Origin of the sequence: Pseudomonas sp. MWU15-20650 (assembly GCF_023242475.1) — a bacterium.
Classification (GTDB): Bacteria; Pseudomonadota; Gammaproteobacteria; order Pseudomonadales; family Pseudomonadaceae; genus Aquipseudomonas.
The window spans coordinates 23,176-41,109 of record NZ_JALJFG010000046.1; the positions used below are offsets into that span (position 1 = coordinate 23,176).

Consider the following 17,934-nt stretch of genomic DNA (forward strand, 5'->3'; position numbering starts at 1 on the left):
CTCGAACGGGCCGCTGTTGTCAGCCACCCGCGAAACTCTGTTTTTATACCGCGACCAAACGCACGCTCGCGCCTTCGCCAACGCCCAGGGCTTCGGCGGCCGCCAGGTCCAGGGTTACTGGCTTGCCTGGCGCATAGTCCAGCTCCAGCATCACCGCGCGGTAATCCTGCAACTGCGCGTTACTCACCAGGTACTGGCGACCGACGCCCTTGACCATCTCGCCGATCTTCACCGGTACCACGCGGCTCTGGGCGATCGAGCGAATACCCGAAACCCGTGCGTGCAGCGTCGGGCCACCGTCGAAGATGTCGATGTAGTGGTCGGTCTCGAAACCTTCGCGCATCAGGATGTCGAAGGTGATCTGCGCACGCGGGTGCACCTGGCCCATGGCTTCCTGGGCCTCGTCCGGCAACAGCGGCACGTAGATCGGGTAATGCGGCATCAACTCGGCGAGGAAGGTGCGGCTTTTCAGCCCGCACAGGCGCTCGGCGGCGGCATAGTTGAGATCGAAGAAGTTGCGACCGATGGCGTCCCAGAACGGCGAATCACCGTTTTCGTCGCTGTAGCCGACAATCTCGGTTACCACCGAATCGGCAAAGCGCTCGGGGTGGCTGGCAACGAACAGCAGGCGGCCACGGGAGTTGAGTTCCGACCAGGGCGATCCGACCAATTCCGGCACCACGTAGAAACTGGTGAGCAGGCTGTTACCGGTCAGGTCATGGCACTGGGAAAGCACGTGGATCTTGTTATGGATCTTCAGCTCTCGGGAGGCGTGCACGAAGGTTTCGTTACGGAAACTGTAGAACGGTTCGGAGTAGCCGGCTGAAGCAACGATGGCCGAGCAACCGGCGAGCTTGCCGGTATCGGTGTCTTCGAGCACGAAGAAATAGCTTTCTTCACCGTTGAAACTCACCTCGGCCGCGAAGGAGGCTTCGCTGGCGGCGATCTTGTCGCTCAGGCGTTCCACATCATCCGGCAAGGAGGTGACACCAATCGGGCTGTCCGCAGCCAGACGCTGTACCTCGCCCAGATCAGCCATTTGCGCGGGGCGCATCACCAGCATGGTGTCACTCCTTAACTCGAAAAACTCATAAAGGGAAAAATGCCGGACAGGTCAGGAACAACACTGCTCCTAATGTGGGAGGGGGCTTGCTCCCGATGGCGGTGTACCAGTCACCAAATGTATCAACTGACAGACTGCTATCGGGGGCAAGCCCCCTCCCACATTGGATCCGGTCCGGCAGATAGATTTGTATCAGGCTTGCGTCAGCGTCTTCACAGCACGCTCAAAACGGTCCAGGCCTTCCTGGATGTCCGCCTCTTCCACCACCAGGCTCGGGGCGAAACGCACCACGTCGGGGCCGGCTTGCAGGATCATCAGGTTTTCTTTCTCGGCCGCGTTGAATACGTCCTTGGCCTTGCCTTTGAAGGCGTCGCTCAGTACGCAACCGAGCAGCAGGCCCATGCCGCGCACTTCGGTGAAAATGCCGTACTGCTTGCCGATCTGCTCCAGGCGCACCTTGAACAGGTCGTGCTTGGCGTTGACGCCCGCCAGTACCTCTGGCGTGTTGATCACGTCGATGACCGCCTCGGCCACCGCGCACGCCAGCGGGTTGCCGCCGTAGGTGGTGCCGTGGGTGCCGACCACCAAGTGCTTGGCCAGGTCTTCACGGGTGAGCATCGCGGCAATCGGGAAACCACCGCCCAGGCTCTTGGCGCTGGTGAGGATATCCGGCACAACGCCGTAGTGCTGGTAAGCGAACAGGTGCCCGCTGCGGCCCATGCCGGTTTGCACTTCGTCGAACACCAGCAGTGCATTGTTGGCGTCGCACAGTTCGCGGGCGACTTGCAGGTAAGCGAGTTCGGCCGGCAGCACGCCACCTTCGCCCTGGATCGGCTCCAGCACCACGGCGCAGGTCTTGTCGGACACGGCGGCTTTCAGTGCGGCCAGGTCGTTATAAGGCACATGGGTGATACCGGTGATTTTAGGCCCGAAACCGTCGGAGTACTTCGACTGGCCACCGACGTTAACGGTAAACAGGGTACGGCCGTGGAAGCTGTTCAGCGCGGCGATGATCTCGTACTTCTCGCTGCCGAAACGGTCGAACGCGACGCGACGGGCCAGCTTGAAGGCGGCCTCGTTGGCCTCGGCGCCGGAGTTGCAGAAGAACACACGCTCGGCAAAGGTGGCGTCGATCAGTTTATGGGCCAGGCGCAGGGCCGGCTCATTGGTGAAGACGTTGGAGACATGCCACAGCTTGTTGGCCTGTTCGGTCAGCGCGCCGACCAGCGCTGGATGGGCGTGGCCCAATACGTTAACCGCGATGCCGCCGGCAAAGTCGATCAGCTCTCGACCCGCCTGGTCCCATACGCGCGAACCTGCGCCACGCACGGGGATAAATGCGGCAGGTGCATAGTTGGGAACCATCACCTGGTCGAAATCGGCACGTTGCACCGGGGCTTGCTCAACGGACATCGGAGTCTCCTGAAGAGGAACGCCTGCCTGAAACTGGCGGGCGATGCAGAGATTGTAAGGACAGTTTTCAGTGCAGCCTTGTCGCCAAGCGACAACTTCTTATAGCGCCAACCCGCGATTTTCGTGGGTTTACGCCAATGCGACAAATAGCGTCGCAATGGCGCAGTTTAAACGCTGCGCCGCTTTCGCGTCAGGGTCATCAGGTGAAAGGAATGCGCCCCCCCTAATTATCTAAAGTCGCCTACCCGCGGCCGGCTGGTTTACTTCGAACCTTCATAACGTACCCGGACCCGCTCCATGACAAACATCGACCTCTCCGACACTCGCCTGCCCGACACCCACTATCAACTGCTGACCAACGCCCTGCCCTCCTGGCTGGGTAATGCCAGCGGCGACAAACGTCAAGCGCTGGCCAGGACCTCGCCGCAACCGCTGCTGCTGGGCAGCGCCGAGCAGCGGGCCGCACTCAAGCGCCTGACGGGCGCCCACTGGAATGCGCAAAATACGGTAGACCAGGCATTACAAAGCCTGCAGGACGTCAAGGCGTTCGCCACGCCTCTGCTTGAACAGGCCCTGAAAGCCAACTTCGGCCTGGAGCTGGATGTCGAGGCCACCTATGTGCGCCTGTACATCCCCCTCAACATCCCGTGGTTCCCGACACGTTCGGGCGCCACACGAACCTGGACGGTCTCGCTGCTTGACGCCGCCTTGCATAACTTCGAACACAAAGAAACGCTGGCCGACGCCTACGAGCCAACTTCGACCTTTATCACTCGCCCCTCGCCCAACGGGCAATTTGACACCTTGCCGCAAATCAAGCGTGTACTGTCAATCCCGGCGTTCACCGGTCTGTGCCGAGACTTGGATATCGGAGCCCGCTACGCCCGTTACCTCAACGATCAACTGGGAATGTCCAACCCGGTTGCCGCCGCGGTCTTACGCCTGAAGGTCGAGGCCAGCCATAAGGCCGCACTGCGCACAGCGCTGCAGTTGGCACGCATCCAGGGAGATATCAACGATGATTTCGCGGCCTTGATCGAAGGGCTGATCGAAGGTACCCCCCACCTCAGGCTCGATGGCCAACCTTTGCGCTGTCAGGATTTGAACCTGATGGACGTTCCGCTCACAGGCATCCACTTGTTTGCCCCAAACCTGGAAACCCCTCGGTCAGCCCAACGCCTGGTGGCGTACGTTCCAGATGATCCACAGCATCCACTTAAGGAATATGCCTCGCCGCTGGCCTTCAAGCAGGAACTGGTACGCCAACTGCGGGATCCCGACTACCAGACCTTCTTCAGCCGCTTTGTGCCCCACGTCCATCGCGGGGCGTTTTTTTCCGGCCTGGACCAGCGCCTGGCACGCATCACCTGGCATCCACCGGTCAAAGGCAGCAGCGAGGCTCCCTGGCGCAGGACACCTACGGATGACCCCAAATTGCAGTTTGATGCGCGGCCGATCTTGGGCGATCCCTGGTTACATCAGTACCAGAGCAAACTCGACAAAATTCTCAACGATGCCCGTACCCTTGCCGTCTCCACCGCCAGTGTCGATCGCGAGGCGCGCTGGCGGCTTTGGGACTCCTTCGTCAATGTTGCTTCCTCGATCCTCAATGCGGCATTGATGGTGGTGGCCCCGTTTGTCCCGGGGCTGGGCGAGCTGATGCTTGGCTACATGGCCTATCAACTGCTCGATGACGTATTCGAAGGGATTGTCGATTGGGCCGAAGGCCAGGGCAAGGAAGCCTTCGGTCATCTTATGAGCGTGCTGGAATCCCTGGTGCAATTGGGTGCATTTGCCGCGGGCAGCCAGATTGGCGCGCCGGAGTTACGCAAGGTACTGCCCAAGGAAGTTCTCGCCTATGTGGACAGATTCAACCCCGTCAGCCTGGCCAATGGTGCCAAGCGTTACTGGAAACCGGATCTGACGCCGTACGAATACCCATCATCGCTGCACCCGCGTATCGGTATAAACGAACTGGGCCTGCACGAGCTACGCACGGAAAAAGTCCTGCCGCTGGAAGACAAGCTGTACGCCGTGGAAAAAGCCCAAGACAGCGAGCTTTATTACATCAAGCACCCGACCCGTCCTGACGCCTATCGTCCGATTATGCGGCACAACGGCGCCGGCGCGTGGCACACCGAACTCGAACACCCCTTGCAATGGGACAAACACACCTTGTTGCGCAGGCTGGGCCACAGCGTGAAGGATTTGAGCGAGGCGGACCGGGAACTGGCCCTGCAGATCAGCGGCGTGAATGAAGATGTCGTGCGCAAAATGCACGTCACCAGTGAACGTCCGGCAGCGCTGCTGGACGACACCTTGAGTCGTCTGCGCATCGACCGCAGCATCCAGCGGCTGATCGATCAGCTACGCAGCGACGACCCGGCGGTGTACCACCTGATTGACCCACAAGACACCTTGCAAGTGTTGACCACCCACGGCTCGTGGCCGCCCACCAAAGCCTTGCGCATCGTCAACGACAAGGGGCAAACAGCCTGGGAGTTCGGTGATGAGCGCATGCCAGTGATTCAGGTATTTGAGGCCCAACTGGAGAACGGCGACTTGCTGAAAACCGTCCTGCGTGGGATGAGCACCGAAGAAATCCGTGCGCAGTTCGGTGAGCGCGCCAGCGATCCCGAACTCAGCCTGGATCGCCGCGCCCAGCTGCTACGTCATAAGCTGGCGGACATTGCCGATAGCCAGCGCAGCGCGTTGTTCGACTCGCGTTATGGGACGTTGCAAGCCACCACCGAACCGCTTACCCAGCAATTGCTCACCACCACGCCTGAACTGCCTATAAGCGTTGCGAAAACACTTGTGAGCGAGGCCAGCGGTGCAGAACTTGAAGCACTGCATGAACGAAACACGCCCCCGCGCCTGGCCGAACTGGCACGCACCGCGTTGAATGAAGTACGGATCAACCGTGCCTATGAGGGTCAGCACCTGAATGCGCCGCCCTCCCTGGACACTGATCGCCTGGCACTGAACTCCCTGCGCACACTGCCAGGCTGGTCTGGCGAGGTACAGCTAGAGGCTCGTCACCACTCGCTGACCGGGCCGACTTGGCTGCGGATCGGTCCAGATGACGCCCCGATCCAACGCACGTTGGTGCGTACTGAAGCCGGCCGCTACCAGCCCCACAATGAACAGGGAGCCCTCTCCAGCGAGACCGACCTGTACTCAGCCGTTTTAAGTGCCCTACCCGATAAGCAGCGTGACCAGCTCGGCCTTGGCATCCACGACGGCGCACAACTCAAGCAGCGCCTGCGGCAAGCGCCGCTGCCACGCAGTGAACTGCGCACACTACTCACCCCTGAAAGCAAGCCGGAAAGTGTCACTGAAACCCTGCGCCTGTTGGGCAGCGACAACGGCTATCGTGCCCAGGCGCCCGCGCCGTTAAGACCGGTGAACTTGCTTCAACGCGCGCACGACCTGTACCCCAGACTTCGCGAACGCCAATTGACTACCCTGGTGAACCACTTGCACTCACAGCCTGGCGGTGCACTCGCGGGCCTGGAGGCGCTGCGCATCGAATACAACCGACTGGAACATGACCTGAATGCCTGGCAACGCGACATTCCGCTTCGCACCCCCGGAAACGGCGCCCTACTCAGCGCACACCAGCGTCTGTACGAGCAACGCAATCGCAAACTCATTGCCCGCGAACTCAAACGCTGCTGGCGCAGGGAGTTGACCGTCGACGATTACTTTGAAGACCCGACGCGCGACGGCTACCGACTGAACTTGCACTACCATATTCGTGGCGAACTGCCGCGACTGTCTGCCAACTTCGATCACGTATCAATGCTGACGCTGTCAGGCAGCAACCACACGCAAGGAGCCGCCGCATTCCTGGGCTACTTTCCCCGACTGCGTCACTTGGCCGTTGACAGTATTCCCTTAGGCAACCTGCCCCCAGCTGTACTTCAGATGCGCAGCTTGAACGTATTGAGCCTGAGCGACTGCGCAATTACCCTGACGCCGCACAGCCAAACCCAGCTCGCCTCGATGACCCAATTGCAAACCCTGGACCTGCATAAAAACCCTTTGGGTCGGGTGCCCAGTGTGGAAGCGATGACCGAGCTGAACACACTGGACCTGTCCGAAACCGGCATCGATCGCCTCCCTCCTGGCTTGCTCACCCGCAACGACCTTAGCGCGGCCTTTCTCAGCGGCAACCAGATCAGGGAATTACCGCAGGCACTGTTCGACCTACCGTCGCACGCCAGCGTTGCCTTCGACCTGTCTGACAACCCACTGACATCGGTCACCCTTGAGCGCGTTAAAGCCTATTACCAGCAGCACGGCACCTACTGGGAGGTCAATGCTCCGGCAGTGGATGTGCGCGACGCAAAAATGCTGTATCCCTCACTGGACACCCACCAGATCAACCAGTTTATCTACAGCCTCCCAGGCGACCTGGAAGCGGGTAAGCGCGAGCTGGCAAGGTTGGCCGGTGAGCTGGACACGCTGCAGTCCGAGCTCAACCACTGGGCACAACAACCGCAGCTGCCGCCACCGGAAGCCACCCGGCGGAGCGAGCTCAACGCCTTGCTTGAGCGGAGCTGGCGCAGGGAAACACCCCAGGACACTCAATTCGTCCATACGCTGGAAATCCCTGCAACGCTCGCGGGCGAGCTGCCCACACTGAGCGCGCGCTTCAAACATGTGGGCTCACTGACCATCAAAGGCAATGGTAGCCCGATGGCGTCAACCGCCTTTATCGACAGCTTCCCGGCCCTGAGTATCCTGGACATCAAAAACGTGGCGCTCGGCGACATCCCTGCTCCAGTGTTCAACCAGCAGGCACTCTCCATCCTGGGGCTGTCGCGCTGTTCAATAGAACTTAGCCCCACCAGCGTAGCGGGGTTGCAAGGCATGACCCGCCTCGAATACTTGAACCTGGACCACAACCCGCTGGCCCGCACTCCGGATTTCAGTCACCTGCCCAATCTGAGCACAATCTCGCTGAAAGACACCGGATTGACGCAGGTACCCCCTAGCCTACTGGGCGACCCGCCACGCCAGTCGGTCAACTTGAGCAAAAATGCCATCGAGCAACTGCCCGAGGCTCTTTTTTCCATGCCGGCCTCAACCACCAGTGGCCTGGACCTTTCCGCAAACCCCTTGACACCCCAAACCCTGGAGTCGATCAAACGCTACTGCCAGCGCACCGGGGAGAGTTTCGCCGCCCAGGCATCCGAATCACAACGCATGCGCACGCAGCGGCTATACCCCTCGTTTCTGGATAACGAGGCAGACCGTTTCATCTTCCGCCTGCCCGGCGACATGGCGGCAATCGAACCTACGTTGGCGCGCCTGGAAGCTGAATACGAGCGACTGAACAACGACCTGCAGGTGTGGGTGCAGGCTGTACCGGATCGGCACCCCATCCTGGATGTGCCTATTGACGAACAAACCCGCGCCCAGGACCAACTGAGGCGGCGCAACCTCAAGACACTGCTGGAGCAGGCGTGGCGACGAGAAGCCCCCGAGGATGAAGAAAGCCTGGACGATGAGTTGACCCACCAGGTCTTACTCGACACACCAGTGCTAGGCGACTTGCCGGAATTGAACGCCAACTTCGACCACGTGACCTCGTTCCAACTGGACGGCAACGGCACCACGACTGGTGTCGACGGTACGTTGCGCAGCTTCAGCCATTTGCAAACCCTCAAACTGAGCAAGTGCTCCCTGGGCACCCTGCCTGAGGCGATCCAGCACATGCCCAAACTGTCCACATTGGATATAACGGAATGCGCAATCCGGCTGACACCCGAAACCCGAGGCGTGCTGACGGGGTTGACCGAACTTGAGTTTGTTAATTTGAGCAACAACCCCCTGGGTCACGCCCCTGACGTCGGCTCGCTGAACCAACTGGTTGCGCTGTACCTGAGCAACGCGGCACTGAGCGAAGTTCCGCAGGGCGTATTTGGCCTGGATCAACTGCAAACGCTGGACCTAAGCAATAACGCGATCCGGGAGATACCGGCGGACCTGCTGGAGACGTCAGCCGCCTTCAATGGCGACAGCGACTTGAGCGGCAACCCACTGTCGGCGCAAAGCCTGGAGCGCTTGCGTCAGTACTACCAACGCACGGGCGTCGACTTCCAGGTTGCGGCCGCCACCGTGGACTCCCAAGGTGGGCCGCTGGTGGTGGCTCTGCCTGCACCAGAAGAGGACTAACGGTTTAATCAACCGCGCTCAGAGGGTACCGACGACAACTCGAACGGGCTGCTGCTGCGCCGCTGGTTGCGGTCTTCACGCGGGGTAGCGCCGAAGAAATTGCGGTAGGCGCTGGAGAAGTGCGGCCCCGAGGAGAAGCCGCAGGACAGGCCGATCTGGATGATCGACTTGCTGGTTTGCATGAGCATCTGGCGGGCCTTGTTCAGGCGCAGTTCCAGGTAGTACTGGCTGGGGACACGATTGAGGTATTGCTTGAAGATCCGTTCCAGCTGTCGTCGCGATACGCAGACATGCTGGGCGATTTCGTCGGTGGTCAACGGCTCTTCGATATTGGCCTCCATCAACAGCACCGCCTGGGTCAGCTTGGGATGACTGGAGCCCAGGCGGTTTTGCAACGGAATGCGTTGACGCTCGCCGCCTTCGCGGATGCGTTCCACCACCAGCTCTTCGGACACGGCACCGGCCAGCTCGGCGCCGTGGTCACGGGCCAACACCGCCAGCAACAGGTCAAGCACCGACATGCCACCGCAGGCGGTCAGGCGATCGCGGTCCCAGTCAAACAGATGGCTGGTGGCGATGACCTTGGGGAAGCGCTCGGCAAAGTCATCCTGCCAGCGCCAGTGCACGGCGGCGCGGTAGCCGTCGAGCAAGCCCAATTGCGCAAGCGGGTATACACCGGCCGACAACCCGCCGATGACACACCCCGCGCGCACCAGTTGCTTGAGCGCGGAGCTCAACTGGGAGGCGATAACGGTGGGAGGCTCATCCGCCAGCAAGAACAGTTTCTGGAAGCCTTCAAGCTTGCCGGCCCACGGCTCCCCCGGCAGTTGCCAGGCACCATCAGTGGCCGGCTCTGCAAGGAGGAAGGACAACTCGTAGACCACATCCGGGTGCACTCGCTGAGCAACGCGCAAAGCCTCCTCAGCCAGCGCAAGCGTGAGTGCTTTTGTGCTGGGCCAAATCAGGAAACCAATTCGATGGGCGGTCATGGAGGGCTATCCGAAGCGAGTAACAGTAATGAAGACAAGGGCCAATGCTAGCCCGTAAGTGAATAGAAATCTCAAAAACGATGCGGACCACAGTGGGAGGGGGCTTGCCCCCGATAGCGGTGTATCAGCCAATACATGTGTAGCTGATGCACCTCAATCGGGAGCAAGCCCCCTCCCACCTAAAGCAGCTCCAACCGCAGGGGGGCTATTTCAAGCTGCCGGAGAGGAACTGCTGAAGGCGCTCGGACTGGGGATTGACCAGCACTTCGCGCGGGTTGCCACGCTCCTCGACGATGCCTTTGTGCAAGAACACCAGTTGGTTGGACACTTCACGGGCAAAGCCCATTTCGTGGGTGACCACCACCATGGTGCGGCCTTCCAGGGCCAGGTCTTGCATCACCTTGAGCACTTCGCCGACCAGCTCGGGGTCGAGGGCCGAGGTAGGCTCATCGAACAGCATCACCTCCGGCTCCATCGCCAGGGCACGGGCGATTGCCACGCGCTGCTGCTCACCACCGGACATATGGCCGGGGAACGCATCCTTGCGATGGCCTACGCCGACTTTGGCCAGGTAGTGCTCGGCCTTTTCACGGGCCTCTTTTTTTGACATGCCCAGCACATGCACCGGGGCTTCCATCACGTTTTCAAGCGCGGTCATGTGCGACCACAGGTTGAAATGCTGGAACACCATGGACAGGCGCGAACGCATGCGCTGCAGCTGTTTCGGATCGGCCGCCTTCATGGCGCCGTCCTTGTTGGCCACCAGTTTCAGCTCTTCATTATTGAGCAGAATCTTGCCGGCGTGGGGTTGCTCCAGCAGGTTGATGCAGCGCAAAAAGGTACTTTTGCCCGAGCCACTGGAGCCGATGATGCTGATCACATCACCGGCTGCGGCAGCCAGGGACACACCTTTGAGCACTTCATGACTGCCATAGCGTTTATGCAGGTCTTGGACTTCAAGCTTATACATGCGGTCGGTTCTCACAAAAACAGGTGGTCAGTCGTTGAGCAAGCGCCCGTGACGCAGCGCTTCGCGCCCCGCCACCTTGGCCAGCCAGAAACCCGCTTGGGCATAACGTAGCCGTTCAACGGCAAACAACACCCCGGACGTGCCCGCACAGACAATGCTGACGCGGTCGGTCAGAGGGTCAATCACTTCAAAAATCGGTTCGCCGGTCTCGACCCAGTCACCGGCTTTACGCAGGTAACTGATCACCCCGGCATGGGGTGCAAACAGCAGCTCGGTGCCTTCGAAGGGCACACCCTCGCAGGGTTCGTGTTGCGGTGCCGGCCATTCGCCTTTGATCAGGCCCTGTTCGGCGAGGAACGCAAGGATGCCTTCGGCGTGGAAGATTGCTTCATGGCGGCCCGTATCGGCCTGGCCACCCAATTCCAGGGTTGTCGCCAGGCACGCCAGCGGAATCTGCGCAGCCGGAAATGCTCGGGACAGACGCAACCACGGCAGCGAGCACGCTTCGTCAAACGAACTGCCGCCGGAGTCTTCCGCCAACAGGCCGACTTTTACATTCAAATGCGCCGACAACGAACGCCACTGCGGCCAGTGCTGGGGCAGCGCGTACATGTGCAGCGCGGCTTCGGCGTCGCAGTGCAGGTCGAGGACGATATCGGCGGTGCAGGCGTGGCTGAGCAACACGCGTTGCATGCCCTGCAGCTGGCTGCTGGGCTCGGGCAACGCATTGAGCGCATCGGTCATCGCCTGGCGAATCATGCGCACATTGGCATGCGGGTCATCACCCAGCTGGCCTTGAAGCAACTGGGCAACCGGCTCACTCAACTCGAAAAAATCGCGGTTGAAATTCTTGCCGCTGCCGATCTCGAAACGGCCCTGATGGCTGCCTTGCAACAACTGGCCGAGGCCCATCGGATTCGCCACCGGCACCAGCTCGATCACGCCGTTGAGGGCACCTTGCTGCTCCAGTTCAGTGAGGCGCTTTTTCAGCTCCCAGGCGGCACGCATGCCCGGCAACTCATCGGCGTGCAGGCTGGCCTGGATATAGGCTTTGCGCTCGCCGCTGCCGAAACGAAAGACGCTCAGTTGGCGCTCGCACCCCAGGTGGCCCCAGGGCAACAGGTGATCGATACGTTCCATATCAATGCTTCCGTGGAGCCAGGTAGCTCAGCCAGCGGCGCTCGGCCAACTTGAACAGGCGCACCAGGATAAAGGTCAGGCACAGGTAGAACGCGCCAGCGGTGATATAGGCTTCGAACGGCAGGTAGAACTGGGCGTTCACCGTACGTGCGGCACCGGTGATGTCGATCAAGGTCACGATGGACGCCAGGCTGGTGGTCTGCAGCATCATGATCACTTCGTTGCTGTACTGCGGCAGTGCACGGCGCAGGGCAGAGGGCAGCAGGATGCGGCGATACAGTTTGTAGCGCGACATGCCCATGGCCTTGGCCGCTTCGATCTCGCCATTCGGCGTGGCCTTGAGGCTACCGGCGATGATCTCGGCAGTATAGGCACTGGTGTTGATCGCAAAGGCCAGGCAGGCGCAGAAGGTCGCACTGGACAACATCGGCCACAGGAAACTCTCGCGCACCGCTTCGAATTGCGCCAGGCCGTAGTAGATCAGGAACAACTGCACCAGCATCGGCGTACCGCGGATCACATAGGTGTAAAGCCAGGCCACACCGTTGACGACCGGCTGCTTGGACACGCGCATCAAGCCCAGGGGCAAGGCGGCGAGCAAGCCGAAGAACAGCGAGATGGCGAGCAGTTTCAGGGTGGTCAGCAGGCCGCCAAGGTACAGCGGCATGGCCCCCCAGATGACGTTGTAGTCGAAGATCATAGATCAGCCGCCCTTACGCCTACCGAGTAGCGCTTCTCAAGATGACGCAGGGCCAGCAACGATACGCTGGTAATCACCAGGTACATCGCCGCCACTGCGAGGAAGAAGGTAAAAGGCTCGCGGGTGGCGTCTGCCGCCTGCTTGGCCTTGAACATCATGTCTTGCAGGCCCACCACCGAAATCAGCGCGGTGGCCTTGGTCAGTACCAGCCAGTTGTTGGTAAAACCAGGGATCGCCAGCCGAATCATTTGCGGCACCATCACCCGGAAAAACACCTGGAAAGGACTCATGCCATAGGCTAGGCCGGCTTCGGCCTGGCCCTTGGGAATGGCCATGAACGCGCCACGGAAGGTTTCCGAAAGGTAGGCGCCAAAGATGAAGCCCAGGGTGCCGATACCGGCGGCCAAGGGGTTCAAGTCGATATAGTCGTCGAAGCCCAGCATGGGCGCGACGCGGTTAAGCAAGTCCTGACCGCCGTAGAAAATCAGCAGGATCAGCACCAGGTCGGGAATCCCACGGATCACCGTGGAGTACAAGTCACCCAGCCAAGCCAACCAGCGCACCGGCGACAGGCGTAACGCGACCCCGATCAGACCCAGAACAATGGCCAAGGCCATGGACGACAAGGCGAGCTGAAGCGTCAACCATGCGCCATCGAGGATGACGGCCCCGTAGCCTTTCAACATGATTCAGGTCCTCGAAAAGGGGGATGAAAAAATGGCGCAAACTTCAGAATCTTCTGTTGCTTGCGCCATTCTGGACAGACAGCTGCGAATACTTACTTGGCTTCTGGGCCGTAAATATCGAAGTTGAAATACTTTTTCTCGATTTCTTTGTACTTGCCGTTGGCACGGATCGCAGCGATGGCAGCGTTGATGCGGTCCAGGTTTTCCTTGTCGCCCTTGCGCACGGCGATACCGACGCCGTCGCCGAAGTACTTGACGTCGGTGAAGGATGGGCCAACGAACGCATAGCCTTTGCCGGCGTCGGTTTTCAGGAAACCGTCTTCCAGCAGGGTGGCGTCGGCCACGGTACCGTCGAGACGACCGGCCTCCACGTCCAGGTAGATTTCGTTCTGAGTGCCATAAGGAACGATGGTGGCGCCTTTTGGAGCAAACACTTCCTTGGCGAAACGATCGTGGATCGAACCACGCTGCACGCCGATCTTCTTGCCTTTCAATTCATCCAGGCTGTCGCTGACGGCAGTGCCTTCCTTCATCACCAGGCGCGCCGGGGTCAGGTAGTAGCGAGTGGTGAAGTCCACGGACTTCTTGCGGTCGTCAGTGATGGACATGGACGACAGGATCGCATCGATCTTGCGCACTTTCAGCGCTGGGATCAGGCCGTCGAATTCCTGCTCGACCCAGGTGCACTTGACCTTCATCTCTTCGCACAGTGCGTTGCCGATGTCGTAGTCAAAACCAACGATGCTGCCATCCGGCGCCTTCGAGGCAAACGGAGGGTAAGCCGCTTCGATACCAATTTTCAGAGGCTTGCCTTCGGCGAAAGCCTGCATGGACAGCACGGACAGCGCCAGGGCGCCCAACAGCACGAGTTTCTTCATCTTGGGACTCCATCGGTATAGGGCAAAAAGCAGTATGAGCCGTGGCCCACGATGCGACTTAAGTGAAACCGAATAGCGGTGCTGCGTCCTACGAAGGTAGACACCTGCGACGACGAGCGAGTGATCGGCATTCTAACGACAGGCCAGAAGCCGATATTTCCTCAATGCGACAACAATTTACAGAAGCACCGAGAAAGCGGTTCCAGCACATTGACAGCCTCTGAATTTTATGCAGAGACAAAAGATATTAAACCTGTTGATGCTGCAAATTGCGGGCCTATTATTCGCAAACCCTTCTAGCACGGCAAGTCTGGCGTTTAATCTTATTGCCAGGGGTGTCTAAAACGCGGTTTTTCGGGGCATGAACGTAGCCCTTTGCCTCAGGTTTGGGCAGAGGGTTACACATTTAGGTCGCACGGTAACATTCAGATACGTCTTACAACGGAAATCGATATTTATTGGCTTGGTGGTTATCCAGATCTGTCAGACCACCTCCGCCACCTCCGATGCTCGTCATGAAATGCAATCAAAATGTGGGTGGGGGCTTGCCCCCTCCTACATTGAATTTTCGGTGGTTTGAGCCGCCACAAAAAAGCCCCACCCGGCTCACACCGAATGGGGCTTTGTCTGACCAGCCCGCCTTATGCGACGTTCATGGTCTTGTGCGTTTCAATCAAGTGCGCCACCACACCCGGGTCTGCCAGGGTGGAAATATCCCCCAACCCGTCGTACTCGGCCGTCGCAATCTTGCGCAGAATCCGACGCATGATTTTCCCCGAGCGCGTCTTCGGCAACCCCGGCGCCCACTGGATCACATCCGGCGAAGCAATCGGCCCGATCTCTTTGCGCACCCAGTTCTTCAGCTCCAGGCGCAGCGCTTCGCTCGGCTCTTCACCATTTTTCAGGGTGACGTACACATAGATGCCCTGCCCCTTGATGTCATGCGGTACACCCACCACCGCCGCTTCGGCGACTTTGGGGTGAGCAACCATCGCACTTTCAATCTCGGCGGTGCCCATGCGGTGGCCGGACACGTTCAACACGTCATCCACACGGCCAGTGATCCACCAGTAGCCGTCCTCATCGCGACGGGCACCGTCACCGGTGAAGTACATGCCCCGGAAGGTCTTGAAGTAGGTGTCGACAAAACGGTCATGGTCGCCGTACAGCGTACGCGCCTGGCCTGGCCACGAATCGAGAATCACCAGGTTGCCTTCGGCAGCGCCCTCGATGATATTGCCCAGGTTGTCCACCAACGCAGGTACCACCCCAAAGAACGGCCGTGCCGCAGAACCCGGCTTGAGTGCGTGGGCCCCCGGCAGCGGGCTCATCAGCGTCGCACCGGTTTCGGTCTGCCACCAGGTGTCGACGATCGGGCAACGGGATTGGCCGACGTTCTTGTAGTACCAGTCCCACGCTTCCGGGTTAATCGGCTCACCCACCGAGCCCAACAGGCGCAGGCTGCTGCCGTCAGCGCCTTCGCAGGCGGCGGTGCCGGAGGCCATCATCGCGCGGATCGCGGTCGGCGCCGTGTAGAGGATATTGACCTTGTGCTTGTCGACGATTTTCGCCACCCGCGTGATATCCGGGTAGTTCGGCACGCCTTCAAACAGCAAGGTGGTCGCGCCATTGGCCAGTGGGCCATAAACGATATAGGTGTGGCCGGTGACCCAACCGACGTCGGCGGTGCACCAGAAAATCTCGCCCGGGCGGTAGTCGAACACGCGCTCATGGGTCAGGGCCGCATACAGCAGGTAGCCGCCGGTGGTGTGCTGCACGCCTTTAGGCTTACCGGTGGAGCCGGAGGTGTAGAGGATGAACAGTGCTTCTTCGGCGCCCATCTCTTTGGGCGCACACACGGTGCCCGCCACTTTCATCAGGTCTTCGTACCAGATGTCGCGGTGTTGGTTCCACTTGATCTGGCCATTGGTGCGCTTGCACACGATGACCTTCTGGATGCTGCTGGTTTCCGGGTTGGTCAGGGCGTCGTCGACGTTGGCCTTCAGCGGAATTTTCTTACCTGCACGAATGCCTTCATCGGCAGTGATCACCACCTTCGACTTACAGTCGATGATACGACCGGCCAGGGCCTCCGGCGAGAAGCCACCGAATACCACCGAATGGATCGCACCGATGCGGGTGCACGCCAGCATGGCAACCACGGCTTCGGGAATCATCGGCATATAGATGGTCACCACATCGCCGCGATGCACATCCTGGCCACGCAAGGCGTTGGCGAACTTGCAGACTTCTTCATGCAGCTCGCGGTAGGTGATGGTGCGGCTTTCGGAAGGGTCATCGCCCTCCCAGATGATCGCCGCCTGGTCGCCACGCTCAGCGAGGTGACGGTCCAGGCAGTTATAGGAAACGTTCAGGGTGCCATCGGCGAACCATTTGATATCGACATGGTGGTCGTCGAAAGAGGTCTGCTTCACCGCGGTGAAAGGCTTGACCCAGTCAAGGCGCTTGGCTTGCTCGCGCCAGAAACCGTCGGGGTTGACCACCGACTGCTGGTACATGGCCTTGTAGGTCGCCTCGTCGGTCAGCGTATGGGCTGCTACTTCGGGGCGAACGGGGTACAGGGAAGCCGCACTCATCTTTCTTACCTCGGTGACAATAGTTGTTTTTGTATACCCCGTTGTAGCCGGGGCGCCCCCATAGAACCATTCGACGATGGTAGTAACAAGCCCCTACAAATTGCCCTGCTATCCCCGTTTGCCGCTCTGGCCCGCAGCCAGCGGCGCTTTGCGTGTGTGTGAAAAAAGCTTTACCACGGGATTGTTACAAAATCCGCCAATAGTGTTTATCAAAAGCACGGGTATATGAATGAAACCTGCACGCCTAAAATCAACTCCGCCAACAAGGCACTGTGATTAACAACGCAACAGCCCCCACGAAGGCAACGTTAATCCGAACTTCCCAACTCTTAAGTTACACACGTGGCCTCACAAGGGCCCCGTGACCCCTTTCGCCCTGAAGAAGGTAAATAGAGAAATGAAAGCTTTAGTAGTGATGGCCCTCAGCAGCCTGTGCGCAACCGCCGTCCTGGCCGATGAAGCCCCGAGCGAGCTGGCTGGCCAGAACGCTCCGATTGTTGAGGAGTACACCTACAGCACACACCTGGACGTTGCCAAAGTAGTGTCCATGAGCAACATCCCAGAAGTTTGCCACGTTGTACCGGTACAAATGGAATATGAAGACTCGCAAGGTCAACGGCATATTCTAAAGTATCAAGTCATGGGCAATGGTTGCTCTAACGGATAACAACTTATTATAAAGGTGTTAATCCTGATCTTATTCGCCGCAAGAAATCGCTCTTGCGGCAAAGAGCCAGCTGACACACCTCGGTCCAAATGTGGGAGCGGGCTTGCTCGCGAAGGCGATACCCGCCACACCCCTCCTCAAAACTCTGCACCGTCCCGGCATTTTTACTCCCCAGAAGCCCACTTCCCCCGCCCTACAAAAAACATCCCACCGCCCGTCAAAAAAATCCTAGCCCAGCAAAGCCTTGCAAACACTCGCCTTGGCCGAAAACCACACCATTTTGGCGCTCTGTCGTGACCATCCGCCGCAACACAAACTCAAATTTTTCCCTATAATGCGCGGGTAAATCGGGCCTGCAATATCCCTTTACACGGGGATGAAGAGCCAGACCTGAGGCTGCGCTGGAGCATGCACCTGTCGCTCCGCCCCTCAAGCCTCACGCAGATACCCGTTCACCTAATTTGCGTTTAATGCCTGCGCTAGCGGTTGCAACAAACGATTCCTTAAGATCCACCGCGGCCCTAGGCCGTGTGAACACCCAACCATCCGGTTTCACACGGGCACCTTTGAGCCCTCACGCAGGAGACGACACGTCATGCTGAGCTGGGACGAATTCGACAAAGAAGAAGAAGGCGAAGTCGCCGC

11 protein-coding genes are annotated in these 17,934 nt (G+C 59.5%); 2 read left to right on the forward strand and 9 right to left on the reverse strand.

The annotated features are described in order from the left end of the window. Window positions 1-43: 43 nt before the first annotated feature. Window positions 44-1,063: an arginine/ornithine succinyltransferase subunit alpha gene (gene aruF, locus M5B43_RS25010; RefSeq protein WP_005790628.1), complete on the reverse strand. Its 1,020-nt coding sequence runs from the start codon at window positions 1,061-1,063 to the stop codon at window positions 44-46. A 192-nt stretch (window positions 1,064-1,255) separates the two neighbouring features. Further along, the gene (locus tag M5B43_RS25015; protein ID WP_248752571.1) at window positions 1,256-2,476 is read right to left on the reverse strand and encodes an aspartate aminotransferase family protein; all 1,221 of its coding nucleotides are present in this window, start codon (window positions 2,474-2,476) and stop codon (window positions 1,256-1,258) included. 297 nt (window positions 2,477-2,773) lie between these two features. Here M5B43_RS25015 and M5B43_RS25020 point away from each other — a divergent pair, with 297 nt between their 5' ends. Then, a complete protein-coding gene (locus M5B43_RS25020; protein ID WP_248752572.1) occupies window positions 2,774-8,662 on the forward strand; it encodes a DUF6543 domain-containing protein in 5,889 nt (1,962 codons plus the stop codon). Between the two features lie 8 nt (window positions 8,663-8,670). On the opposite strand, the gene argR is transcribed toward M5B43_RS25020, so the two are convergent. The 7 genes from argR to acs all read right to left on the reverse strand — a co-directional run bounded on the left by argR (window position 8,671) and on the right by acs (window position 16,622). After that, window positions 8,671-9,651, reverse strand: a complete 981-nt coding sequence (argR, locus tag M5B43_RS25025) for a transcriptional regulator ArgR (protein ID WP_248752573.1) — start codon at window positions 9,649-9,651, stop codon at window positions 8,671-8,673. Window positions 9,652-9,856: 205 nt separating this feature from the next. After that, window positions 9,857-10,621, reverse strand: a complete 765-nt coding sequence (locus tag M5B43_RS25030; RefSeq protein WP_248752574.1) for an ATP-binding cassette domain-containing protein — start codon at window positions 10,619-10,621, stop codon at window positions 9,857-9,859. A gap of 27 nt (window positions 10,622-10,648) precedes the next feature. Continuing rightward, on the reverse strand, window positions 10,649-11,761 hold the full coding sequence (locus M5B43_RS25035; RefSeq protein ID WP_248752575.1) for a succinylglutamate desuccinylase/aspartoacylase family protein: 1,113 nt from the start codon (window positions 11,759-11,761) through the stop codon (window positions 10,649-10,651). Window position 11,762: 1 nt separating this feature from the next. Beyond that, on the reverse strand, window positions 11,763-12,461 hold the full coding sequence (locus tag M5B43_RS25040; RefSeq protein WP_248752576.1) for an ABC transporter permease: 699 nt from the start codon (window positions 12,459-12,461) through the stop codon (window positions 11,763-11,765). Next, window positions 12,458-13,147: an ABC transporter permease gene (locus M5B43_RS25045; RefSeq protein ID WP_248752577.1), complete on the reverse strand. Its 690-nt coding sequence runs from the start codon at window positions 13,145-13,147 to the stop codon at window positions 12,458-12,460. The genes M5B43_RS25040 and M5B43_RS25045 overlap by 4 nt, the downstream gene beginning before the upstream one ends. Before the next feature lie 92 nt (window positions 13,148-13,239). Continuing rightward, a complete protein-coding gene (locus tag M5B43_RS25050; RefSeq protein ID WP_248752578.1) occupies window positions 13,240-14,025 on the reverse strand; it encodes an ABC transporter substrate-binding protein in 786 nt (261 codons plus the stop codon). A 641-nt stretch (window positions 14,026-14,666) separates the two neighbouring features. Next, window positions 14,667-16,622, reverse strand: a complete 1,956-nt coding sequence (acs, locus tag M5B43_RS25055) for an acetate--CoA ligase (RefSeq protein WP_248752579.1) — start codon at window positions 16,620-16,622, stop codon at window positions 14,667-14,669. Window positions 16,623-17,019: 397 nt separating this feature from the next. Between acs and M5B43_RS25060 the strand changes: the two genes are divergently transcribed. Continuing rightward, complete coding sequence (locus M5B43_RS25060) at window positions 17,020-17,289, forward strand: DUF2790 domain-containing protein (protein WP_248752580.1); 270 nt, start codon at window positions 17,020-17,022, stop codon at window positions 17,287-17,289. Window positions 17,290-17,934: the final 645 nt, after the last annotated feature.

What these genes read in the sequence shown, in the direction of transcription:
- M5B43_RS25040 (WP_248752576.1), bottom strand. Translation starts at nt 12,461, where the DNA reads ATGATCTTCGACTACAACGTCATCTGGGGGGCCATGCCGCTGTACCTT.
- M5B43_RS25050 (WP_248752578.1), bottom strand. Translation starts at nt 14,025, where the DNA reads ATGAAGAAACTCGTGCTGTTGGGCGCCCTGGCGCTGTCCGTGCTGTCC.
- M5B43_RS25015 (WP_248752571.1), bottom strand. Translation starts at nt 2,476, where the DNA reads ATGTCCGTTGAGCAAGCCCCGGTGCAACGTGCCGATTTCGACCAGGTG.
- argR (WP_248752573.1), bottom strand. Translation starts at nt 9,651, where the DNA reads ATGACCGCCCATCGAATTGGTTTCCTGATTTGGCCCAGCACAAAAGCA.
- M5B43_RS25035 (WP_248752575.1), bottom strand. Translation starts at nt 11,761, where the DNA reads ATGGAACGTATCGATCACCTGTTGCCCTGGGGCCACCTGGGGTGCGAG.
- M5B43_RS25045 (WP_248752577.1), bottom strand. Translation starts at nt 13,147, where the DNA reads ATGTTGAAAGGCTACGGGGCCGTCATCCTCGATGGCGCATGGTTGACG.
- M5B43_RS25030 (WP_248752574.1), bottom strand. Translation starts at nt 10,621, where the DNA reads ATGTATAAGCTTGAAGTCCAAGACCTGCATAAACGCTATGGCAGTCAT.
- M5B43_RS25060 (WP_248752580.1), top strand. Translation starts at nt 17,020, where the DNA reads ATGAAAGCTTTAGTAGTGATGGCCCTCAGCAGCCTGTGCGCAACCGCC.
- aruF (WP_005790628.1), bottom strand. Translation starts at nt 1,063, where the DNA reads ATGCTGGTGATGCGCCCCGCGCAAATGGCTGATCTGGGCGAGGTACAG.
- M5B43_RS25020 (WP_248752572.1), top strand. Translation starts at nt 2,774, where the DNA reads ATGACAAACATCGACCTCTCCGACACTCGCCTGCCCGACACCCACTAT.
- acs (WP_248752579.1), bottom strand. Translation starts at nt 16,622, where the DNA reads ATGAGTGCGGCTTCCCTGTACCCCGTTCGCCCCGAAGTAGCAGCCCAT.